We start from the raw sequence: 21,173 nt of genomic DNA, 5'->3' as shown, positions 1-21,173 counted from the left end.
GTGCGAAAGTGCGGTGGCGGTCGTGAACGGTCGTGATCTGTGTCGCGGATCACCGTGCGGTCTGGACCACAGCGGTGTCAATACGGCGGTACGGCCGCCGGGGGCGCACGGCGGATGCGCCCGTACGGGAGCCGCGTACAAGCGCGAAACCCCCTGGTTTCAACGGCGCGGCACGGTTGTCAGCGCTATGCGTCAGAATTGAGGCCAGGGCCAGCGCACGCGCCGCGAAGCTGTCGCGCTTCCGGCAGATCTCATCAAGGGGCACGTATGTCCGGACTGATCGACACCACGGAGATGTATCTCCGCACCATCCTCGAGCTGGAAGAGGAAGGTGTGGTCCCCATGCGTGCCAGGATCGCCGAGCGGCTCGACCAGAGCGGGCCGACCGTCAGCCAGACCGTGGCGCGAATGGAGCGTGACGGCCTGGTGTCCGTCGCCTCCGACCGCCACCTGGAGCTGACGGACGAGGGTCGTCGCCTGGCCACCCGCGTGATGCGCAAGCACCGTCTCGCCGAGTGTCTCCTCGTCGACGTGATCGGCCTGGAGTGGGAGCAGGTGCACGCCGAGGCCTGCCGCTGGGAGCACGTGATGAGCGAGGCCGTGGAGCGGCGCGTCCTGGAGCTCCTCCGGCACCCCACCGAGTCGCCCTACGGCAACCCGATCCCGGGCCTTGAGGAGCTCGGCGAGAAGGACGGCGCCGACCCCTTCCTCGACGAGGGCATGGTGTCGCTGGCCGAGCTGGACCCGGGCGTGGAGGGCAAGACCGTCGTCGTACGCCGGATCGGCGAGCCGATCCAGACGGACGCGCAGCTGATGTACACGCTGCGTCGCGCGGGCGTGCAGCCCGGCTCGGTGGTGAGCGTGACCGAGTCGGCGGGCGGTGTGCTGGTGGGCAGCGGCGGCGAGGCGGCCGAGCTGGAGGCGGACATCGCCTCGCATGTGTTCGTCGCCAAGCGCTGACCGCAACTCCCGCAACCACAGGGGCAGTTGAGGCGACCGACGCGATCTCGTCGTTTCCAAGATTCAGTCCGCCGAATCGCAGCGCTCCGGCGCTTCGCGTGCGAGGCTGTCGCGAGGGGCATATGACCTGAGGGGGCGGAGGATGCGCCGCAGACGTGTGGAGGGCCCCGGCGCCATGCGGCGCCGGGGCCTGTCCTCCCCTGTGCTGACCCGGAGCCCCGAGCTCTCAGGGTCATTCCCCTCGGACCGGTTTCCCCGAGCGGTCCGCCTCCCGTTGAAGATCTCCCCTCGGCGGCGGCCATCAATCCTTGAGGGAGGTCACTCGAATGAGGGGTGTTGCCCGCCGAGACGGCATTTTCGAATAGGGGTTCGATAACCTGCGGGTGACACCGACGCAAAGGCACGGCAGGCGAGCTAGGGGGGTGCCAGGACCTATGGCGCGGCGCATCGACGTGACCGGGACAGGCGGGGTACGCCTCGCGGCCTGGGAGTTCGGCGACCCACCCAAGAACGACCGACCGGTTGCCCCCGAAGGCGATCCGGGGCATGGCGTGCTGTTACTTCATGGGCTGATGGGCCGCGCCTCGCACTGGGCGGCCACAGCCCGCTGGCTCTCCGAGCGGCATCGCGCGATCGCGCTGGACCAGCGCGGGCACGGCCGCAGCGACAAGCCGCCCGAGGCCGCGTTCACGCGCGAAGCCTACGTGGAGGACGCCGAGGCCGCGCTGGAACAACTGGACCTCGCGCCGACCGTCCTGATCGGTCATGCGATGGGGGCGCTGACGGCCTGGCAGCTCGCCGCGAAACGGCCCGACCTGGTGTCGGGCGTGATCATCTGCGATATGCGGGCCTCCGCACTCGGCGCGGCCTCGCAGCGGGAGTGGGCCGACTGGTTCAAGTCATGGCCCGTGCCGTTCGCCACGCTCGCCGACGTACGCAAGTGGTTCGGCGAGGACGACCCCTGGGTGGAGCGGCCCAACCCCGCGCGCGGGGAGTTCTACGCCGAGGTCATGCAGGAGTGCGAGGACGGCTGGCGGCCGGTGTTCGAGCCCGACCAGATGCTGAAGTCCCGGGAGACCTGGGTGTACGACGCGCACTGGGAGGAGCTGGCACAGGTCCAGTGCCCGGCGCTGGTCGTGCGCGGGCTGGACGGGGAGCTGGGCCGGGCCGAGGCGCAGGAGATGGTGCGGGTCCTTCCCAGGGGGGAGTACGCGGAGGTGGCCGAGGCGGGACACCTTGTGCACTATGACCAGCCGGAGGCTTGGCGGGTGGCTATCGAGCCGTTTCTGGACGCCGTGCGGACGGTTTGAGGGGCGCCGGCCCTGCAAAGCGCTAGCCCTTGCTCACCGCCGTCAAGATCTCCGGCAGTCTTGCCGCCGTCTGTGGAGCCGCCAGCCTCAGACCCAGTGCCGTCATCCCCGCCCCGTACGCCGCCCCCACCGGCAGCAGCAGCCAGGTCCAGTCGTCGCCGTTCGCGCTCACGTTCAGCCAGATCGTCAGGGCGATGAACGGGGCGCAGAGCAGGGCCGCCGCGACCATGCCGCCGAAGACCGAGATCCAGGCCAGGCCCGCCTGGCCGGGAGCCACGTTCTTGTAGCCCTCCTGCGGGATGGAGTACGGGAAACGGGCCGAGGTCCAGGCGCCGGTCGCCAGCATCGCGCCGAGCAGGGCGAAGGACAGGCCCAGGGCCTCGGGCAGCCGCGGCCAGTCGTCCAGCAGGGCCGCCGTCAGGACGGTGACGAGTGTGGCGTACGGCAGGGTGATCACCAGCAGCGCCAGCGCACGCGCGCGTAGCTCGACGTAGGCGTCCCGCGTCGACGAGATCGTCATCGCGACCATCCAGAACGCCGAGGTGTCCTGGCCGTACTGGTTGTACATCAGGATCCCGAGCATCCCGGCCGCGAAACAGGCGAAGTAGATCGTGCCGGTGCCCTGGAAGGCGTTGAACACCGGCACGATCAGGCCGATGGCCAGCGAGGTCACCCAGGCCATCTTGGTCTTCGGATCGCGCCAGATGTACCGCAGACTGCGCTCCATGACCGGTCCGGTGCGCCCAGCGGGCAGAAGACGGCCGAGGCCCGTGGATTCCCGTACGGCGGTCTCGGTGGCCGCCTGCAGTGTCGAGCCGTCGGGTTCGGTCATCAGACGGGTCAGGTGGCGCGACCATACGGCGATCAGCGCGGCCAGCGCACCGGCCGCCAGGGCAAGTTGCAGCAGCGCGACGCCGTACGCACCGTCGCTCGCCGAGTCTGCCGCCCCGATCGCCGACGCCGGCGGGAGCCAGCGCAGCACCTCCGCCGCCGGGTCGAGTTCGCCGAGTCCCGACGAACCGAGCCGCTGCGCGCCGAAGTTGACGATCTGGGCGCCGATCGCGATGACCAGACCGCTCAGTACCGCGAGATCCCGGCCCTTCCGGCTGGTCAGCAGCCGGATGTTGACGGCGGCGACGGCCCGCGCGAGGGCCACGCACACCAGCAGCGCGAGAACGACTCCGACGACGCCCACGACGTAGGCCATGGCGCCGTGCGCGACCGCGATCACCGAGCCGGCCAGCAGGCAGAGGGTGAACAGGGGTCCGATGCCGACCAGGGAGGCCGCGAGAAGGGCGCGTACCAGGGGGCGGGGGCGCAGGGGGAGCATGACCAGGCGGGTCGGGTCGAGCGTCTCGTCGCCGCCGGGGAAGAACAGCGGCATCACCGCCCAGCCGAGCGCCAGCACCGCCACCAGCAGGACGACCACGGACGCGGCATGGGTGTTGTCGCGCAGCGCGATCAGGCCGATCAGCTGCAACGCGGCGAACAGGAGCGTGAAGACCATCGAGGCGACGTAGGCGGCGCGGCGGCCGCTGGACTGGCGCAGGCCGTTGCGCAGCAGCGACAGCTTCAGCCGTACCAGGACGGGTGTGATCGTGGGCGCGCTCATCGCGCCCCGCCGCCCAGCCAGTCGAGGTCGGAACCGGCGTCGCGCCCTTGGGCGCCCACCAGCTCCAGGAACGCCTGCTGGAGGGAGGGCGCGTCCCCGCGTACCTCGGCGAGCGGGCCGTGCGCCCGGATCCGGCCCGCCGCCATGACGGCCACCCAGTCGCACAGCGACTCGACGAGTTCCATGACGTGGGAGGAGAAGACGACGGTGGCGCCGGAGGCGGTGTACCGCTCCAGGACGCCCCGGATGGTCTGCGCGGAGACCGGGTCGACGCCCTCGAACGGCTCGTCGAGGAAGAGCACTTCGGGGTTGTGGAGGAGAGCGGCCGCGAGCCCGATCTTCTTGCGCATGCCGGTCGAGTAGTCGACGACGAGCTTGTGCTGGGCGCCGGCCAGGTCCAGCACGTCGAGGAGCTGCGTGGCCCGTTTGTCGACCTCGGTGCCGGGGAGCCCGCGCAACCGCCCGGAGTAGGCGAGCAGTTCGCGCCCCGACAGCCGTTCGAACAGCCGCAGCCCCTCCGGCAGCACCCCGATGCGTGCCTTCACCTCCACCGGGTCGCGCCACACGTCGTGCCCGACGACCTCGACGGACCCCTGATCGGGCCGCAGCAGCCCGGTCGCCATGGAGAGCGTGGTGGTCTTCCCGGCGCCATTGGGCCCGACCAGACCGATGAACTTCCCTGCGGGCAGCTCCAGATCGATCCCGGCGACGGCGATTTGCTGCCCGAACCGCTTCCAGAGCCCACGCACCACCACAGCAGGAGTCATACGGGCACCCTATGTTCAGGGCTGTCGATCCCGCCCGCACGCATAGGCGAGCGGCGAGATCAACTCCTCGGCATCCGGCAGCCAACGGTTCGCAGGCGTCGGCCGGCAGGCCCACTGCACCGCCCCCCGCGACCCGTACCGCGTGGGCGGCCCGGCCACGTAGCTGCCCTCGCCCAGCGCGATGAGATCGAGCGACGACGGGGACCAGCCCAGCTTCCGGACCAGCTCCGGCACCTTCACGGACGCCCCCGGCAGCACGAAGAAGTGCATCCGGCGATCCGGCGTCAACGTCACGGGACCGAGCGTCAACTCCATGCGCTCCATCCGGGCCAGCGCGAGAAACCCGGCCGTCTCCGGGACGGAGATCGCGTCGAACGTGCGCCCGGTCGGCAGCAGGATCGAAGCCAGCGGCTGCTTCGACCACATCCGGCGCGCGACCGTCGCACTGCCCGTCGCCTGCGTTTCCCAGTCCGCGCGTGCCGGATGCGCCCCCGGCGCACCGCACGAGGCGTCGCCGCACGAACAGCGCTGCACCCCGTCGACGGCTTCCAGCCAAGTGCCGGGGAACACGTCCCAGTGGCGCTCCTCGGCGTAGCGAACAGCGGTCTCCAGCAGCGATTCCCCGCGCTGCTTCGGAATCTGAGCGGCTTCAGTGCCCGCGATCGTCTCTTCCACGCACTTCACAACTCCCGCGCCCACCTCGGGTTACGGGCGTAGCGCGCGCGGGGGAGGAGCATCGATTCCGCGTCTGGGGCGCATGGATGCACGTGTGGGGGCGCGCGGGAGGATCCATGGCCGGAGGTGGGTAGCCACGAGTGGGGTCGGCTTCGGCTCTTACCCCGGCAATCCTCGCATGTCTCGCATTTTCGGTATGTCCGCGGGGCATTGATCTTCAAGGCCGGATCTTTTCGGTGCGAAGACTCGTCAACTCGGTGCGTGGGCAGGCACCGCAGCCACAGGGGGTACGCCATGGCCGCAAGGCCTCTCGTCGCGCGGCAGCCGAACGAACGGCTGCAGGCGCTCATCCAGGAAGCGGGCTGCTCGAACGCCGGGCTGGCCCGCCGGGTCAATATGTGCGGCGCAGAGCACGGCCTCGACCTGCGCTACGACAAGACGTCCGTGGCCCGTTGGCTGCGCGGACAACAGCCGCGCGGACGCGCCCCGGCGATCATCGCGGAGGCACTCGGCCGCAAGCTCGGCCGTACGGTCACGATCGACGAGATCGGCATGGCCAACGGCAAGAACCTCGCCTCCGGTGTGGGCCTCCAGTTCTCGCCGACGGTACTGGGCGCCATCGAGCAGGTGTGTGAGCTGTGGCGCAGTGACGTGGGCCGCCGGGACTTCCTGTCCGGCTCGTCCGTCGCCGCGTCCGCGCTCGTCGAACCCAGCCGCGACTGGCTGATCTCCGCGCCGGACTCGCAGGTCGCGCGCTCGGCGGGCCCGCGCGTGGGCCAGTCCGACGTCGCCGCCGTGAAGGCGATGACGCAGGCCCTGGTCGACCTGGACCATCAGTACGGCAGCGGGCATGTGCGCCCGGTCGTCGTGCACTACCTCAACAGCGTCGTCTCGGGGCTGCTGGCCGGGTCGTACCGGGAGGCCGTGGGGCGTGAACTGTTCGCCGCGGTGGCCCGGTTGACCGAGCTGGCCGGCTATATGGCGATCGACACCGGCCAGCCGGGTCTCGCCCAGCGGTACTACATCCAGGCCCTGCGGCTCGCCCAGGCGGCCGGGGACCGCGGCTACGGCGGATACGTGCTCGCCGCGTCCATGAGCCATCTGGCCGCGCAGCTCGGGAACCCGCGCGAGATCGCGCAGCTGGCGCGGGCGGCGCAGGAGGGGGCGCGGGGGCGCGTCACCCCGCGCGCGGAGTCCATGTTCTACGCGGCCGAGGCTCGTGGGCATGCGCTCATGGGCGACGTACGGGCGGCCCAGGCGGCGTCCGGGCGGGCGGTGAGCGCGTTGGAGTCGGCGGATCCGGCCGCCGGGGACGACCCGGTGTGGATCGCGCACTTCGACGAGGCCTACCTCGCCGATGAGCTGGCGCACTGCCACCGCGACCTCGGACAGGCCGAGGCGGCGGCGCGGCGCGCGGAGGAGTCCCTCGCGGGGCTGCCGGAGAACAAGGCGCGGCGGCGCGCGATCGGATTTGTGCTCCTCGCCACGGCCCAGGTCCAGCAGCGCGAGGTCGAACAGGCCTGCCACACCGGCCTGAAGGCCGTCGAGCTGCTGGAGACCCTGCGGTCCAACCGGGGCGCCGAGTATCTGGAGGACTTCCAGCAGCGGTTGGAGCCGTACCGGGAGGAACCTGTGGTACGGGAGTTCGGGGCGCGTCTTGAGCTGCAGGCGGCAGCGTGAAAGTGCGGGCCACGCGCGCGTGAACACATGGGAAACGAAGGCGTCGGCACGGAGAGGAGACGTAGTCAGCGGATGGGGGGCCGGTTCTGTTACCGCGGTCACAGGGACGGACGTCACGTCCTGAGCTGCGTGGCACGCGGCTCTCGGGACCCGGTAGCGTGAGCCGACGATTCCGAAGGTCCCCCATTCGTAGGAGTCCCGGTGACGCAGAGTGGACAGGGCGAGGAGCCCTCGGCGCGACCCGCGCGCGAAGGCATCGTGCTGCCCTCCGACGGAGGAGAGCCCCTGCTCCCGGGCATGACGGGCGGCTACGGCAGCCCCCAGCAACCGGCGCACCCGACGGCGCCGCCCACCCCGGCGGCCCCACCCGGCGGCCAGGCCTGGAACGGCTCGTGGGGCCCGGAGCAGCCGCAGCCCCCGACGGCCCCGCCCCCGGGCCAGGGCTGGACACCGCCGCCCGCCCAGCCATGGGCCGGCCCGGAGCACCCCCCGGCCCCCTGGCCCACCCCGGACGAAGCACCCGCCCCGTCCCAGCCCCTCCCCCCGGAGGGCGCCCCAGCCCCGGCCCCGTCGTACGGCGACCCCACGGGCTACGGCACCCAGCTGCCGCCCGCGGACGCCTACGGCTCCTACGCGGACCAGGGCACACCGCTGCCCCCGGCCGGTCCGTCGGCTTCCGGTGCTCTTCCGCCGGGACCTGCTTATGGCGACGCGGGCCAGGGCGCACAGCTGCCTCCCGCCGGTCCGTCGGCTTCCGGTGCTCTTCCGCCGGGACCTGCTTATGGCGACGCGGGTCAGGGCGTACAGCTGTCCCCGGCCGGTCCGTCGGCATCCGGTGCTCTTCCGCCCGGGCCTGCTTATGGCGACGACGGGGCCACCCAGTACATCCCGCCGGTCGTGGACGACGGGGCCACCCGATACATCCCCCCGGTCCGCGAGGACGGCGCGACGCAGTACATCCCGCCGGTCGGTGCCGGGGCGCTGCCGCCCGAGGTCGGCACGCCCGAGACGCCCGCCGAGAGCACGCAGGTGCTGGGCCGGGTCCGGCGTCATGCCGCCCCGAACCCGGACGCCGAGGCCACGCAGTACATCGCGCCCGTGCCGGCGAGCGCGGGCGGCGAGCGGCAGACGCCCGCCGAGTTCGACAACCTCTTCCGCAGCGAGCCGGGCGGTGAGCCCCCGGCCGCGTCCACCCAGCAGATGCCGCGCTTCCAGCAGCCGCAGCCGCAGCGGTACGGCGCCCAGCAGCAGCCCCCGCTCATCCCCAGACGCGAGGCGCACGACGACGAGGGCCGCCGCGGTGGCGGCCGTACCGGATCGCGTGTGACGCTCTTCGCCGCCGTCGGCGTCGGTATCGCCGTCGTCGGTATAGGTGCCGGCGCGCTGCTGGCCAGTGGCGGCGGGGACGACGACAGCGACAACAAGACCGTCGCCGCCACCGCCCCGGCGAGCGAGTCCGCCTCGCCCTCCCCCTCGGCCGACCCGGTCGAGCAGCAGGCCGTCGAGCTGGACAAGCTGCTGGCCGACAGCGGCAACAGCCGGACCATGGTCATCAACGCCGTGGCCGACGTGAAGGCCTGCACCAACCTCCCCCAGGCGGCCAAGGACCTCAGGGACGCGGCCAAGCAGCGCAACGACCTGGTGACCAAGCTGGCCACGCTGTCCGTCGACAAGCTGCCGCAGCACACCGAGCTGACCACGGCCCTCAACAAGGCCTGGCAGGCGTCCGCGTCGGCCGACAACCACTACGCGGCCTGGGCCGACCAGGTCGCGCAGCGCAAGGGCCAGCTCTGCAAGAAGGGGCAGGCCCGGGCCACCCCGCAGACCCAGGCCGGCAACACGGCCAGCGGCACGGCCAGCACCGAGAAGGCCAAGGCCGCGGGCCTGTGGAACTCGATCGCGAAGACGTACGGCCTGACCGAGCGCCAGCCGACCCAGCTCTAGGAGCCGATCAGTTGAGGTCGGCCTGCTGAAGGGTCTTCGTCACATCGATGAAGCCCTTGCGGGCCGACACCAGCCGACCGTCCCGTACGACCTGCATGGTCACATCGGCGTTGACCAGCTGAGGGAAGCCGACCGAGGCGAGGCTCTCCGAGAAGTCCCAGCTCAGCGGCGGAGTGAGCCCACCCGTGCTGATCTCCAGGCCGTTGTCCAGGGCGCGGCGGACCGAGCGGGCGGTCACCTCGGAGTCGCCGATGGAGTCGACGACGGCCTTGAACACGGTGTACGCGATCCAGGTGGTCTGCACTCCGGCGTCCGCGGGGTCGATGCGGTTGTCGCCGAAGGCCTGCGCGCTGATCACCTTCTTCATCTCGTCCCAGCGCTTGTCGCTGGCCACGGGATACCAGCCGGTGATGTACGCACCCTCGTAGGGCCCGGACTTGCCGCCGGAGGCGTCGATCACGGTCTGGTCGACGCTGCCCAGCACGGTCGCCGTGCGGACGTCGGGGTAGTCCTCGCGGCCACGCCGGAAGGAGTCCATGAAGGTGCTGGTGCGGTCGCCGAGGGCGGGCACCACACAGCCGGGGCTGGCCGGGTCGGTGGTCGTGTAGTTGAGCGCCTGCTTCGACTGCCCCGAGTACTCGGTCGCGTCCTCCGCCGCCAGCTGGTCGCCCGCGTCGGCGTGGCCGCCCGCGGAGAGACCGGAGTTCAGCAGCGGGGGCAGCTCGTCGCCCGCGATGCTGTCGGGCCGTACGAGCGCGACGGGCCCGCAGTTCCTGGCGAGCTCCCGGCCGAGGCCGGCCAGCAGGCTGGGCTGGCCGCCGTTGACGGGGTAGGAGAGCGGGCTGGTGAACTCGGCGCTGGTGACGCCGTAGCCGCCAATGTACGGGATCCCCGCGCTCTCCAGCGTGGGGAAGAAGGAGTCGCCGTGCTGGCTGTAGGAGCCGACGACGGCGACCACGTTCTCCTCGACGGCGCGCTCGGCGCATTTCGCCGCGGAGACGCTGTCGTTGTGGTCGTTACAGTTCAGGACCCGGAGCTTGCGCCCGTTGAGGCCGCCCTGGGAGTTGATCCAGCGGGCGTACGCCAGCGCCAGCGCGGGCATGCCGGGCTTGTTGGTGGCGCTGGTGTCCTGGGGTGCCCAGGTCATCACGGTGATGGGATCGTCCCCGGCGCCCCCCGAGACACCGGGGATGACCCCGCAACCGACGGCGAGGGATGCGCACGCGACCAGGGCCGCCGCTTTGCTCGCGGTGGCTCTGACGGGTCGGGTGAGCGTGGGGAGGTGGGTATTGCGGAAGCGCCGCCTGCCGGTCATGGACACGCACGATTCCGTCACATCGCTAACCCGGAAGTGACCCACGGTCAACAGAAGGTGACGCGAAGGTGAATTACGGGGGTCCCTGAGCGTCGGCTGAGCGAGAACGTACGATCGATGACCGTGCAAGGTTCGGAGAACTCTTCCCGTCGCGGCCGTCGCTCATCCACCATGGGCGGCATGCCACTGAACGACATGCCGTGGTGGCGCTGGCGCAGCAATGTGCGCTCCGCGCTGCACATGCTCTCCGACCCGGTGTTCCAGCGGGACGCCTGGCTGGCCGGCGTCGACGGCTACGGAGACGTCACCGATGCCGTGTACCGCCTGGTCGAGGACACCTGGCTGGACAGCTGGTCCGCCGAGAAGTACGTCGGCACGATCTTCCGGGACTCGCAGGAGGCGGCGCTCGTCGACACTGCCGTGCTGCGGGTGCTGAGGATCATGCACCAGGTCGGCCCTGACGCGCCGGTCGCCGCCTACCTGGAACACCAGGGGTGGCCGGACGCGGTGCGTGCCGCGCGGGACGCGCATGTGCGGATGGCGACGAGCGACGGGGACGACCCGGACGCGCCGCCGCGCACGCTGGAGGTGCTGCGGATCATGACGCGGTCCGCGTAGGTCCGCGTAGCGGGACGGCTGTGATCGGAGGGCTCCGTCTGTGGGACCCTGTCCTGCATGAACGAGCAGTCCGACCGAGCCGCGGTCCCCTCCGACCAGTACGTCCTGACTCTGTCCTGCCCCGACAAGCAGGGCATCGTGCACGCCGTGTCGAGCTACCTCTTCATGACCGGCTGCAACATCGAGGACAGTCAGCAGTTCGGCGACCACGACACGGGTCTGTTCTTCATGCGCGTCCACTTCTCGGCGGAGGCGCCGGTGACGGTGGACAAGCTGCGGGCGAGCTTCGCGGCGATCGGTGACTCCTTCCAGATGGACTGGCAGATCAACCGGGCCGACGAGAAGATGCGCATCGTCCTGATGGTCTCCAAGTTCGGGCACTGCCTGAACGACCTGCTGTTCCGCGCGCGGATCGGGGCGCTGCCGGTGGAGATCGCGGCGGTGGTCTCCAACCACACGGAGTTTGCCGAGCTGGTGGGCTCGTACAACATTCCTTTCCACCACATTCCGGTGACGAAGGACACGAAGGCCCAGGCCGAGGCTCGGTTGCTGGAGATCGTGCGCGAGGAGAACGTCGAGCTGGTCGTTCTCGCCCGCTATATGCAGGTGCTGTCCGATGATCTCTGCAAGCAGCTCAGTGGGCGGATCATCAATATCCACCATTCGTTCCTGCCGAGCTTCAAGGGTGCGAAGCCGTATCACCAGGCTCATGCGCGGGGTGTGAAGCTGATCGGGGCGACTGCGCACTATGTGACGGCCGACCTTGACGAGGGGCCGATCATCGAGCAGGAGGTCGAGCGGGTCGGGCATGACGTCACGCCGGATCAGCTGGTGGCTGTGGGGCGTGATGTGGAGTGCCAGGCGCTGGCGCGGGCCGTGAAGTGGCATGCGGAGCGGCGGATTTTGCTGAACGGTCGGCGGACGGTCGTTTTCGCCTAAGGGGGCGGGGGCTTGGGTTTCGGGGCGGCTGCGGGCGATTCGTGGTCGCTCGCGCAGTTCCCCGCGCCCCTTGAGTCGGACCAGTGGACCCACCTTTTAGGGGCGCGGGGAACTGCGCGACCAGCCCACGACTGCCCGCAGCCGCCGACGAATCCCCAACCAGCCCCTACATCCGGCTCAACGACGCCACCGAGAACAGCACATCCCTGATGGCCTCGCGGTCGCCCACTTGCCCCGCCGCGGCCTCCGTCGGAGACACGTGGCCCGCGGCCAAGTGGCAGAACTCCACGCCGTCCAGGGCCACATGGGCCACCTCCTGCTCGGCGGAGCCCACCGCCGCCGGGGAGTCCAGCGGGATCAGCCACTCGCCGCCGCCCGAACCCTCGATCTCCAGCCGGAGGCTGCGGCCGGGGCCGCCGGCCAGGCCCAGGTGGCGGCCTCTCGCCGGCGACGCCAGCCCGTTCTGCCGGCGGCCGGCCAGCGCCACGGGCAGCATGCGGGCCGCGAGGTCGATCATGTCGTGGAGGTGGCGGGCCGACGGTGGGGCGTACGGGTAGTCCACCGCCTCGGCAATGTCCCCCGCGTGCACCCAGCACTCGAAGGCCCGGTCCAGCATCGCGTCGTGCAGCGGCAGCGAGAAGTCGCCGTAGGAGACCGGCATTCCGCCTGCCTGGCCGCCGGTGAAGGAGACCGTGCGGACCAGGTCGTGGCTCTGTTCCCGCCAGGGCGCCCGGACCGAGCGGGTGGGCGGGAAGTGGGAGGCGCGCCAGTACGCCTCGGTGCGGGCGGACGGGGTGGGGCGGTCGGCCGCGACGTCGCCGAGGGGGTCGTCGAGGCCCAGGGCGACCGCCACCAGGCCATCGACGGTCAGCAGGTGTGCGATCACCCCGGCCACCGTCGTACGGCGGCTCGTCGCCTCGTCGGACCTGAACCACCGCAGCCGCACGGGCGCGTGCCACTCCGCGTCCCCGAAGTCCTGCAGCAGCGCGTCCAGACGCGCCGTCTCGGCGTCGTACGCCGCCGCCCAGCCCGGCACCGGGATGCGCGGCGGGCGGCGCTCCAGGCAGCTCTCCAGCACCCGGGTGCGCAGGGCGGGGTCCAGGTCGAGGCTCTCGGCCTTGTGCAGCAGTCCCACGGCCTCGCGCAGCCGCAGCGCCTCATCGGCACAGGAGCCGCAGTCGCCGAGGTGCACCTCGACCGCGAGGGCCTCCTCCGGCGAACACGCGGCCAGCGCCCACGCGCCGAGCAGCGACTTCAGTACGCGGTGCTCCAGGACGAGCGGCACCGGATCCGTGGCGAGGTCGGGCAGCGGCCGGCCGGTGTCCTCGACGGAGGCGCGGGGGAGCGGTATACGGGGCGGTTGCTCGGGGTCGCGGCCGGGGCGCGGGTCGTTGCCGTTGCCGGGGCCGCCGGGGCCGGACGCACCGGCGTCCGCGTCCTTGTCGTCTGGCTCCGGGCCGTCGTAACCCTCGTAACTCCGCTCCTCCTTGGGCTCGCCCTCTCCCTCGTGCTCGTCGTAGGCCTCGAACCGGTCCGCGTCGTTCACACCGCACCCCTGTATCCCGGCGGGGTGCCGGCGTCGTGGGCGGTGGACAGGAGTTGCAGGCCGAGGCGGAGTCGGCGGCGGGCCTCGTCCTCGGTGACGCCGAGGTCGACGGCGGTCTGGCGGTAGTCGCGGCGCTGGAAATAGGCCAGCTCCAGGGCGGCGCGCAGCGGCACCGGCATGGCCTGGACGATGTAGTCGGCGCGGGCGGCCACGGACGCGTGCCGCACCTTGCGCTCCAGGTCCTCGGTGGTGCCGTGGCCGCCCTGGGCCAGCGCGGCGGTCTCGGTGGCGCGCAGGCGCTGCACGGCCAGGCCGTGGGTGAGCGTGGCCACCCAGGAGCGCAGCGGGCCCTGCTTGGGGTCGTAGGCGTCGGGGTGCTCCCAGACGTGGGCGAAGACCTCGCGGGTGATGCCGTCGGCGGCGCGCTCGTCGCCGAGGACGGTGTGGGCCAGACCGTGCACCAGGGAGGCGAAACGGTCGTAGAGCTCGCCGAGGGCGGCCGCCTCACCGCGTGCGAGACGCTGCTGCATCTTGCGGTCCCAGCGGGGCGGTGCGTCCTTCTTCGCCATGCGACCCCCTCACCTCACACTGCGTGCCCTGGTCAAGCCTGCTCCCACTGTCTCCTCGAATGTAGTCGGCACCTCTGACAGCGCACGCCCCTTTGTCGCAATGTGCGCCCCCTGACGGGCCTCGGGTGATAGTGAACCGTCGCCTACCCAGTCCAGAACTGATCGAACAAGACCGGAGGCGACAGAAACAAGCCTCTTTCGCACTCTTTCTGTTTCCGGCCCGGTGTTTCAGGGCACTGCCGCTGGGCAGCCGCGCTGCAAGGAAGCGTAGGGACGGCTTCCGTTTGCGGGGGGTCCGGCGAGCGAAGGGCATGGCGGTGGCGTTCAAGGTGACCTGCGGGGAGCAGGGCGGGTGGGCCGTGCTGCATGTGTCGGGCGAACTGGATCTGGTGACCTCGCCCGTGCTTCGCCAACGCGTGCACGACGAAGTGGCCGAGGGGCGGCACAGTCTCGTGCTCGACCTCTCCGAGGTCTTCTTCTGCGACTCCAGCGGCGTCGGCGTGCTCATAGCCGCCCGTCGGCTCGTCCGCTCCTGCCGGGGCCGGCTGCGCCTGATCCTGCCCGCGCACGGCGCCGTAGAGGGCTCCCACGTCAACCGCGTCCTCGGCGCCCTGGGCGTGCGCCGCCTGTTCGACGTCCACCCCGACCTGGATTCGGCCACCGACGAGGAGACGGGGCCGCTGTCGGCGTAGCGGATCACGGCTCTGCCACACCGTTGTCCCAAAATTCCCTCGGTCTTGGCACAACCGTCGCTTTCCCGCTCCCGGACGGCCCCCGGCGTCGTACGCTCCGTGCCAGAACGCACCCCACGTGACGTAAAGGCGGCACGAAAAGACATGGTCAGCAGCGAGTACGAGCGCAGGATCGCCGCCCGGTTCGCCACCTTCGACCAGGACGGCAACGGCTATATCGACCGTGCGGACTTCAACGCGGCGGCCAAGGCGCTGCTCGCGGAGTTCGGTACGGCGGCCCGGTCCGACAAGGGCCAGGCGCTGTACATCGGCGCCGAGGCGTTCTGGCAGGGCATGGCGGGAATCGCGGACCGGGACGGCGATCAGCGCATCACGCGGGACGAGTTCGTGGGCGGCGCCGTCAAGCGGTTGCGCGACAACCCGGACCGGTTCGCCGAGATCGCCCGCCCCTTCCTGCACGCGGCCCTCGCGGTGGCGGACGGGGACGGCGACGGAGCGGCCACCACCGCCGACACCGCGCGCGTACTGACCGCCCTCGGCGTGAACGCGGACATCGCGCGGGCCGCGGCGGCCACCCTCGACGCCGACAGCGACGGCAGGGTGGAGGAGTCCGAGATCGTGACCGCCTTCGCGCGCTACTTCACCGTCCCCGAATAGCGCTCCCTGAGCTTGTACTTGAGCACCTTGCGCAGTGTGTCGTTGCGCGGAAGGGCGTCCACCACCTCCAGCTGCTCCGGCAGCTTGTGCACGGACAGCCCTTCCGCGCGCAGATACGCTGTGACCTGGGCGAGGCTCAATTCCTCGGCCCCCTGGGGCTGTTCGACCACGGCACACACGCGTTCCCCGCGTTCGGCGTCCGGCAGCCCGATGACGGCCGCGTCCGCGACCGCCGGATGCCGGTGCAGCAGATCCTCGATCTCCTTCGCCGAGATGTTCTCGCCCTTGCGGATGATCACGTCCTTCAGCCGCCCGGTGAGCACCAGATGCCCGGTGCCGGTGAGCAGCCCCAAGTCCCCGGTGCGCAGGAAGCCGTCCTCGTCGAAGGCCTGCGCGGTCTGCTCCGGGTCCAGATAGCCCCGGCACACCGCCTCCCCGCGCAGCCGTACTTCCCCGTCCACGATCCGGATCTCCATCCCCTCCGGCGGCCGTCCCTCGGTGGTGGCGAGCAGCTCGGGGTCGTCGTCCGGGTCGCCCATCGTGATCATCGGCACCTCGGTCATGCCGTAGCCGTGGGTCAGCTGCACGCCCATCTCCCGGACGACGGCGTGATAGAGCTCCGGCGGCTTCGGCGCCCCTCCGCCAGCCAGCAGCCGGAGCGTCGGAACCACCTTGGATCCGGGCTGTTTGCGCTGCTCGGTCAGGAACATCGAGTAGAACGCCGTCGATCCGCCCGCCATCGTCACCCCGTGCCGGCGATATCCCGCCAGCGCCTCCGGCAGCGCGAACTGCTCGAACAGCACCGCGGGGAAGCCGTACAGCAGCAGCATCACCATGTAGTCCGGGCCGCCTATGTGGGCGTAGGGGAAGGCGATCGAGCCGACGTCGGCGGCGGTCGGGCGCAGGGCGTGGGCGAGGCAGGAGCCGCCCGCGATCAGCGAACGGTCCGTGTGCAGCACGCCCTTGGGGTCGGAGGTGGTGCCCGAGGTCCAGTAGATCCAGCGGACGGAGGTGCCCTCGGCGGGCGGGGCGGGCAGCACCCGCGGATCGCCGTCGGGGAGACGGCCGTACGCCTCGAAGATCCCCTTCGCGCCGAGCCGCTGAGCCATCTCCAGGTGGTCGAAACCGCGCCAGGTGCCCGGTACGGCGAAGTACTCGGCCTTGGACTCGCGCAGGGCGAAGCCGACCTCCCGGTCCCGGTAGAAGGGGATGACCGGCGACTGTACGGCGCCGAGGCGGGCGAGGGCGAAGGAGAGGAGGGCCGTCTCGATACGGGTGGGCAGTTGCCAGGCGACGACGGTTCCGGGGCGCACGCCCATGTCGTGCAGACCGGCCGCCACCCGCTCGGCACGCGCGCGTAGCTCGCCGAAGCTCAAGGTGCGGTCTTCCTGGAGGAGGACGGGCCGGTCCGGGGTGAGGTCGGCGCGGCGGGCGAGCAGGTCCCACAGGGTCCGGGCGGAGCTCAGGTCGAGTGCGGTGTCGGTCACGGTGGCGACCTCCCTTTGCTGACGATGCGTCAGATCGTGGGCAGAGCGTAGGGCGCCGCGCCTTGTCGGTCCAGGGGTGCGGGGTTAGCCTGAACTGACGGATCGTCAGATTGGTGGCCACCGTATGGACCTCGCCTACACGCCGGAAGAGGAGGACTTCCGGGCGCGCTTGAGGCAGTGGCTCGGCGAGGTGCTGCCGAAGCTGCCGCCCGCGCCCGACCCGTCCGACTGGCCCGGTCGGCGCGCCTACGACCTCGGCTGGCAGCGGATGCTCCATGACGCCGGGTACGCCGACGTCCACTGGGACGCCTCCCCGACCACCCGGCTGATCTACCTGGAGGAGACCGAACGCGCGGGCGCGCCCTATGTGGGCGCCAACTTCGTGGGCCTCCTCCACGCGGGGCCCACCATCGCCGCCGAGGGCACCCCCGAGCAGCGGGCGCGCTGGCTGCCGCCGATCCTGCGCGGCGAGGAGGTCTGGTGCCAGGGCTTCAGCGAGCCCGGCGCCGGCTCCGACCTCGCGGCGCTGCGCACGCGCGCGCGTAGGGAGGGCGACGACTATGTGGTGAGTGGGTCCAAAATCTGGACCTCCCATGCCGAAGTGGCCGACTGGTGCGAGCTGTTGGTGCGCACGGACCCTTCGGCGCCCAGGCACCGGGGCATCACCTGGCTCGCCATGTCCATGGACGCGCCCGGCGTCACCGTACGGCCGCTGCGGACCCTCGCCGGGTCCACCGAGTTCGCCGAGGTGTTCCTCGACGAGGTACGGGTGCCGGTCGGGCACCGGGTCGGCGCGGAGAACGACGGCTGGCGCGTGACGATGGTGACGCTGTCCTTCGAGCGCGGTACGGCCTTCGTCGGCGAGGTGGTGGCCTGCCGTCGTGTCCTGCGCGAACTGGCCTCGGAGGCCCGCAAGAACGGCCGCTGGGACGATCCGGTGCTACGACGGAGGCTGGGCCGCCTGAACGCCGAGTTCCGAGCGCTGAGGCGGCTGACGCAGTGGAACGTGAGCGAGGCCTCGGTGAGCGGGGTCCCGGGAGTCGGCGGTTCGGTTTTCAAACTGAGGTACTCGCACGCCCGCCAGGAGCTCTACGACGCCGCCGCCGACGTCCTCGGGCCCGACGCCCTCGACCTGGACAGGGCCTGGGTCCTCGACCGGCTGTCGTCGCTGTCGTACACCATCGCGGCCGGGACCTCGCAGATCCAGCGGAACATCGTGGCCGAGCGGATCCTGGGGCTGCCGAAGGGGCGATGAGGATGCGTTTCCAACTGACCGAGGATCAGCGGGCGTTGAAGGCGGGGATGCGGGAGCTGCTGGAGCGGCGGTTCGGTGCCGCGGAACTGCGGGCGGCGACTGTGGACGAGCCCCGGCTTGACCGGGCGCTGTGGCGGGAGCTGGGCGAGGCCGGGTTCTTCGCGCTGTGTGTGCCCGAGGCGGACGGTGGGGTCGGACTCGGGCTGCCCGAGGCGGTGTTGGCGTTCGAGGAGGCGGGGCGGGCACTGCTGCCCGGACCGTTGATCGCCACCCATCTCGCGGCGGGCACGGTGCCGGGCGCGGCCGGCGGTGAGACGATCGTGACGGCCGTGGACGCCGGTCTGGTGGAGTGGCTGGCGCAGGCGGACGTAATACTCGGCGATACGGCAGGCGCCGTACCCCTGCGCTCCATGGACCCCCTGACTCCGCTTCACCGAGTCGTCGACAAGGGCGAGGCGAACCCCCTCGCCGTCCTCCTCACCGCCGCCGAGCAGCTGGGCACCGCCACGCGCGCGTGTGAGCTCGCCGTGCAACACGCCCGGACCCGCGAACAGTTCGGACAGCCCATCGGGGCCTTCCAGGCGGTGAAGCATCTGTGCGCGGACATGCTGGTGCGGGCGGAGACGGCCCGTGTGGCCGTCTACGCGGCCGCCGTGACCTCGGCCCCCGCCGACATCGCCGCGGCCCGGCTGCTCGCCGACGAGGCGGCCGTACGCGGCGCCCGCGACTGCCTCCAGGTGCACGGCGGTATGGGCTTCACCTGGGAGTGCGAGGTGCATCTGCATCTGAAGCGGGCCTGGGTGCGGGCACAGCGTGGCGGCGGAAACACGGAGAGTGAGGAATTGCTCGCCGCCGATCTGGTCGCGTGAGCGGCGAAAAGGCCTCTGGGCTGCGGATCCGGTAGAGCGGCGGCAATTGATGTCGCGGATTGTGGCATACCGGAACTACGGAGCGTTGATATCGGGTTGTGTCCTACGTGTGACTCGTCACGGCCTGGAGTCGGCGCCTTGCTCCGGTACCTTGTGTGGGATGCGAGTGGTTCCGAGCACGAGCCATGCCGGAGTTGCCCTTGAGGCGGCTCCGGATCCGGCGGTGCGCGCCGGTTATCGCAGGGCGGGCGCGGTTTCGGCCCCCGCCTGTTCGACTCCCCGTCAAGTGCGTCGCACAGTATCCCGCACGGGTACTCCTTCGCGCTGGAATATGCCCGAAGCGCTTGTTGGGGTGACTGTACGTCAACCATGCTTTCTCGTAAGGGATTCACGTTCCGTGACCCTGGCTCCGGCCATTGTTCTGGTCATGCAAAAAATGGCTACGATCGTGGCCCTCGTGAGGCGCGGGGCTATGAGTCCGCCGGTTCGGATGGTGTGAGCGGTGCAGGTGCTTCAAGTGCAGCTGGAGATCCGGCCCGACCCCGCAGAGGTGGGGCGAGCCCGGAGGTGGGCCCGCTCGCGGCTCGCCGGGTCCGGGATAGGGGTCGACGAGTCGCTGTCGGAGACGCTCATCCTGCTCGTGTCCGAACTGGTCACCAACGCCGTGGTGCACACCGGCTGTCCGGCCGTGCTGCGACTGTTCCTGCCCGGGGTGGCGACCGGCGCCGAGTCGGCCACCGTACGGCTCGAAGTGGTGGACGCCAGTGGCCGGGCCCCGGTGCCGCGTTGCGCCGGCGGCGGCGAGACGGGCGGCCGGGGCCTCGCCCTCGTCGACGGTCTCGCGGATCGATGGGGATGGATGCCCGACGGTCCGGGCAAGCGGATCTGGTGCGAGTTGGACCGGTGCGCCGAGGGGCGCGAGCCCGCGGTGGCGTATGGCGGCGGAGCCTTTGAAGGGCTGGCGTTCGAGGCGGTGTGAGGGCGCCCGCGGGGTATGCGGCGGTGCCCATGGCCGACAGGTGCTGATCCCTTGCGCCGGACGTGGTGCGGTGCGCCGGACATGCTTCAGTGTGCGCCTGTCGCATATAGGGCATAAGTAATAAATCCCCGAACAGGTGTTGACGGCGCGTGTCCGTTTGATCACGCTTATGGTCAGCGATTCGCCGTGAGGGGACGACGAGGGTTTCGGTGACGGGAGCCCTCGGCGAGTGTGGGTCGTGATTCGGCGTCGGCTCCCTCAGGGTCCGAGGGGCAGCCGGGGCGGGAGCGCCGGAGTCGGATGGCGGTGCGCGCTGCCGTGCTCGGGGCGGGCATCGCGCACCGCCAGCCGCATGTCAGGGGCTCACAGTACGGCGACCGGTGCCACCGGGGCCCCTGTCGCGCCGACGAAGGGCTCGGGGGTCGCCGACAACAGGAAGGCGTACCGCTCTTCTTGTCCACAGGCTGTGGACAACTCTTCGAGATTCCAGTTCTGCCCCTGCGGCATCCCCATCTCCACCAGGTCGAGCGCGTGCACGGGCAGCCACAGGTCCTCGATCTCCGGCGGGAAGATCTCGAACGTGAGGGTGTCGTTGGCGACGGCGGCCACATCGCGCGCGTGGAACCACTCCGGAGTGCGGATCGACAGTCCCGGCGACGGATAGCCGTAACCGTGCTTGTCCCCGGCGAGACAGATCTGCATCTGCCCGGTGCGTACGAGCACGATGTCGCCGCCACGCACGCGCGTGCCCGCGAGTTCCTCGGCCGCCTCCAGGTCCTCGGGCGTCACGGCGTGCGCTCCCTCGAGCCGTTCCACGCCACGCGCGCGTGCCACGTCGAGCAACACCCCGCGCGAGACGATGTGCCGCGCGGTGGCCATCCCGGCGAACTCCGCGCCGCCGTGCGCGCTGACGGTGTCGGCCGGGCGGCCGTTGTAGAGCCGGCCCGAGTGCGAGACATGGGTCAGCGCATCCCAATGGGTGCCCGCCTGAAGGCCCATGGTCACGGCGTCGTCGCTGCACGCGACCGTGCCCGGACCGAAGATCTCCTGATTGATCTGCACCATGACGTGCAGGGGGTTGATCCGCCCCGGGATCATCCCGGTCTGTACGCCGTCCTGGCGCAGCGGCAGCGCGAGCGGGATCCGCCGTCCGCTGCGGACCGAGGCCGCGGCCTCGCGGACGACCTCGTCGGTGATCAGGTTGAGGGTGCCGATCTCGTCATCGGGCCCCCAACGGCCCCAGTTGTTCACGCGCTTGGCGATCTCGTGGAACGCGTCCGGCAATGACATCGGTCCCTC

Annotated in this window: 19 protein-coding genes; 11 read left to right on the top strand and 8 right to left on the bottom strand. The window is 70.9% G+C overall.

Annotated features, from left to right (window positions below):
• Positions 1 to 267: 267 nt before the first annotated feature.
• Both OHT76_RS19525 and OHT76_RS19520 read left to right on the top strand, forming a co-directional pair.
• On the top strand, positions 268 to 960 hold the full coding sequence (locus OHT76_RS19525; RefSeq protein WP_328872134.1) for a metal-dependent transcriptional regulator: 693 nt from the start codon (positions 268 to 270) through the stop codon (positions 958 to 960).
• A 434-nt stretch (positions 961 to 1,394) separates the two neighbouring features.
• Entirely contained in the window at positions 1,395 to 2,270 is an 876-nt protein-coding gene (locus OHT76_RS19520) for an alpha/beta fold hydrolase (protein WP_328872133.1), read from the top strand.
• Positions 2,271 to 2,292: 22 nt separating this feature from the next.
• Here the strand turns inward: OHT76_RS19520 and OHT76_RS19515 are convergent, their stop codons facing one another.
• The 3 genes from OHT76_RS19515 to OHT76_RS19505 are packed head-to-tail and all read right to left on the bottom strand — an operon-like array spanning position 2,293 to position 5,324.
• Positions 2,293 to 3,882, bottom strand: coding sequence for a transporter (locus tag OHT76_RS19515; RefSeq protein ID WP_328872132.1), 1,590 nt, complete (start codon positions 3,880 to 3,882; stop codon positions 2,293 to 2,295).
• A complete protein-coding gene (locus tag OHT76_RS19510; RefSeq protein WP_328872131.1) occupies positions 3,879 to 4,649 on the bottom strand; it encodes an ABC transporter ATP-binding protein in 771 nt (256 codons plus the stop codon). Before OHT76_RS19510 ends, OHT76_RS19515 begins: the two co-directional genes overlap by 4 nt.
• A 15-nt stretch (positions 4,650 to 4,664) precedes the next feature.
• Positions 4,665 to 5,324, bottom strand: coding sequence for a bifunctional DNA primase/polymerase (locus tag OHT76_RS19505; RefSeq protein ID WP_443049810.1), 660 nt, complete (start codon positions 5,322 to 5,324; stop codon positions 4,665 to 4,667).
• 294 nt (positions 5,325 to 5,618) lie between these two features.
• Here OHT76_RS19505 and OHT76_RS19500 point away from each other — a divergent pair, with 294 nt between their 5' ends.
• Together OHT76_RS19500 and OHT76_RS19495 are read left to right on the top strand one after the other, a co-directional pair.
• Positions 5,619 to 7,004, top strand: a complete 1,386-nt coding sequence (locus tag OHT76_RS19500; protein ID WP_328872129.1) for a transcriptional regulator — start codon at positions 5,619 to 5,621, stop codon at positions 7,002 to 7,004.
• A 201-nt stretch (positions 7,005 to 7,205) separates the two neighbouring features.
• Positions 7,206 to 8,948 carry a hypothetical protein gene (locus tag OHT76_RS19495; RefSeq protein ID WP_328872128.1) on the top strand — a complete coding sequence of 581 codons (1,743 nt, stop codon included), beginning with the start codon at positions 7,206 to 7,208 and terminating at the stop codon, positions 8,946 to 8,948.
• Between the two features lie 7 nt (positions 8,949 to 8,955).
• Here the strand turns inward: OHT76_RS19495 and OHT76_RS19490 are convergent, their stop codons facing one another.
• Positions 8,956 to 10,263 carry an ABC transporter substrate-binding protein gene (locus OHT76_RS19490; RefSeq protein WP_328872127.1) on the bottom strand — a complete coding sequence of 436 codons (1,308 nt, stop codon included), beginning with the start codon at positions 10,261 to 10,263 and terminating at the stop codon, positions 8,956 to 8,958.
• 117 nt (positions 10,264 to 10,380) lie between these two features.
• On the opposite strand from OHT76_RS19490, the gene OHT76_RS19485 reads away from it, so the two are divergent.
• Together OHT76_RS19485 and purU are read left to right on the top strand one after the other, a co-directional pair.
• The gene (locus OHT76_RS19485; protein WP_328872126.1) at positions 10,381 to 10,881 is read left to right on the top strand and encodes an SCO4402 family protein; all 501 of its coding nucleotides are present in this window, start codon (positions 10,381 to 10,383) and stop codon (positions 10,879 to 10,881) included.
• 57 nt (positions 10,882 to 10,938) lie between these two features.
• Positions 10,939 to 11,820, top strand: a complete 882-nt coding sequence (purU, locus tag OHT76_RS19480; RefSeq protein ID WP_328872125.1) for a formyltetrahydrofolate deformylase — start codon at positions 10,939 to 10,941, stop codon at positions 11,818 to 11,820.
• Positions 11,821 to 11,986: 166 nt separating this feature from the next.
• On the opposite strand, the gene OHT76_RS19475 is transcribed toward purU, so the two are convergent.
• Together OHT76_RS19475 and OHT76_RS19470 are read right to left on the bottom strand one after the other, a co-directional pair.
• The gene (locus tag OHT76_RS19475) at positions 11,987 to 13,366 is read right to left on the bottom strand and encodes a maleylpyruvate isomerase N-terminal domain-containing protein (protein WP_328872124.1); all 1,380 of its coding nucleotides are present in this window, start codon (positions 13,364 to 13,366) and stop codon (positions 11,987 to 11,989) included.
• Positions 13,363 to 13,935 carry a sigma-70 family RNA polymerase sigma factor gene (locus OHT76_RS19470; RefSeq protein WP_328872123.1) on the bottom strand — a complete coding sequence of 191 codons (573 nt, stop codon included), beginning with the start codon at positions 13,933 to 13,935 and terminating at the stop codon, positions 13,363 to 13,365. Before OHT76_RS19470 ends, OHT76_RS19475 begins: the two co-directional genes overlap by 4 nt.
• Before the next feature lie 311 nt (positions 13,936 to 14,246).
• On the opposite strand from OHT76_RS19470, the gene OHT76_RS19465 reads away from it, so the two are divergent.
• Both OHT76_RS19465 and OHT76_RS19460 read left to right on the top strand, forming a co-directional pair.
• On the top strand, positions 14,247 to 14,627 hold the full coding sequence (locus tag OHT76_RS19465; protein WP_328872122.1) for an STAS domain-containing protein: 381 nt from the start codon (positions 14,247 to 14,249) through the stop codon (positions 14,625 to 14,627).
• A gap of 144 nt (positions 14,628 to 14,771) precedes the next feature.
• Positions 14,772 to 15,284: an EF-hand domain-containing protein gene (locus OHT76_RS19460; RefSeq protein ID WP_328872121.1), complete on the top strand. Its 513-nt coding sequence runs from the start codon at positions 14,772 to 14,774 to the stop codon at positions 15,282 to 15,284.
• Here the strand turns inward: OHT76_RS19460 and OHT76_RS19455 are convergent.
• Positions 15,263 to 16,771 (bottom strand): class I adenylate-forming enzyme family protein, encoded by a 1,509-nt coding sequence (locus tag OHT76_RS19455; RefSeq protein ID WP_328872120.1) that lies wholly within the window; start codon positions 16,769 to 16,771, stop codon positions 15,263 to 15,265. The two genes, OHT76_RS19460 and OHT76_RS19455, sit on opposite strands and share 22 nt — an antisense overlap.
• Before the next feature lie 124 nt (positions 16,772 to 16,895).
• Here OHT76_RS19455 and OHT76_RS19450 point away from each other — a divergent pair, with 124 nt between their 5' ends.
• The 3 genes from OHT76_RS19450 (at position 16,896) to OHT76_RS19440 (ending at position 19,874) form a co-directional block, all read left to right on the top strand.
• Positions 16,896 to 18,026: an acyl-CoA dehydrogenase gene (locus tag OHT76_RS19450; RefSeq protein WP_328872119.1), complete on the top strand. Its 1,131-nt coding sequence runs from the start codon at positions 16,896 to 16,898 to the stop codon at positions 18,024 to 18,026.
• Positions 18,027 to 18,028: 2 nt separating this feature from the next.
• Positions 18,029 to 18,895, top strand: coding sequence for an acyl-CoA dehydrogenase family protein (locus tag OHT76_RS19445; protein ID WP_328872118.1), 867 nt, complete (start codon positions 18,029 to 18,031; stop codon positions 18,893 to 18,895).
• A 502-nt stretch (positions 18,896 to 19,397) separates the two neighbouring features.
• A complete protein-coding gene (locus OHT76_RS19440) occupies positions 19,398 to 19,874 on the top strand; it encodes an ATP-binding protein (RefSeq protein WP_328872117.1) in 477 nt (158 codons plus the stop codon).
• Between the two features lie 363 nt (positions 19,875 to 20,237).
• On the opposite strand, the gene OHT76_RS19435 is transcribed toward OHT76_RS19440, so the two are convergent.
• On the bottom strand, positions 20,238 to 21,164 hold the full coding sequence (locus OHT76_RS19435; protein ID WP_328872116.1) for a cyclase family protein: 927 nt from the start codon (positions 21,162 to 21,164) through the stop codon (positions 20,238 to 20,240).
• Positions 21,165 to 21,173: the final 9 nt, after the last annotated feature.

The sequence above is a fragment of the Streptomyces sp. NBC_00287 genome (assembly GCF_036173105.1).
Classification (GTDB): Bacteria; Actinomycetota; Actinomycetes; order Streptomycetales; family Streptomycetaceae; genus Streptomyces.
Note: the sequence above shows the minus strand (reverse complement) of the source record. Positions and strands in the feature narration are given on the sequence as shown.

Coding starts and splice junctions, on each gene's coding strand:
- OHT76_RS19525 (WP_328872134.1), top strand. CDS start 268: ATGTCCGGACTGATCGACACCACGGAGATGTATCTCCGCACCATCCTC.
- OHT76_RS19520 (WP_328872133.1), top strand. CDS start 1,395: ATGGCGCGGCGCATCGACGTGACCGGGACAGGCGGGGTACGCCTCGCG.
- OHT76_RS19515 (WP_328872132.1), bottom strand. CDS start 3,882: ATGAGCGCGCCCACGATCACACCCGTCCTGGTACGGCTGAAGCTGTCG.
- OHT76_RS19510 (WP_328872131.1), bottom strand. CDS start 4,649: ATGACTCCTGCTGTGGTGGTGCGTGGGCTCTGGAAGCGGTTCGGGCAG.
- OHT76_RS19500 (WP_328872129.1), top strand. CDS start 5,619: ATGGCCGCAAGGCCTCTCGTCGCGCGGCAGCCGAACGAACGGCTGCAG.
- OHT76_RS19490 (WP_328872127.1), bottom strand. CDS start 10,263: ATGACCGGCAGGCGGCGCTTCCGCAATACCCACCTCCCCACGCTCACC.
- OHT76_RS19485 (WP_328872126.1), top strand. CDS start 10,381: ATGACCGTGCAAGGTTCGGAGAACTCTTCCCGTCGCGGCCGTCGCTCA.
- purU (WP_328872125.1), top strand. CDS start 10,939: ATGAACGAGCAGTCCGACCGAGCCGCGGTCCCCTCCGACCAGTACGTC.
- OHT76_RS19470 (WP_328872123.1), bottom strand. CDS start 13,935: ATGGCGAAGAAGGACGCACCGCCCCGCTGGGACCGCAAGATGCAGCAG.
- OHT76_RS19465 (WP_328872122.1), top strand. CDS start 14,247: ATGGCGGTGGCGTTCAAGGTGACCTGCGGGGAGCAGGGCGGGTGGGCC.
- OHT76_RS19460 (WP_328872121.1), top strand. CDS start 14,772: ATGGTCAGCAGCGAGTACGAGCGCAGGATCGCCGCCCGGTTCGCCACC.
- OHT76_RS19450 (WP_328872119.1), top strand. CDS start 16,896: ATGGACCTCGCCTACACGCCGGAAGAGGAGGACTTCCGGGCGCGCTTG.
- OHT76_RS19445 (WP_328872118.1), top strand. CDS start 18,029: ATGCGTTTCCAACTGACCGAGGATCAGCGGGCGTTGAAGGCGGGGATG.
- OHT76_RS19435 (WP_328872116.1), bottom strand. CDS start 21,164: ATGTCATTGCCGGACGCGTTCCACGAGATCGCCAAGCGCGTGAACAAC.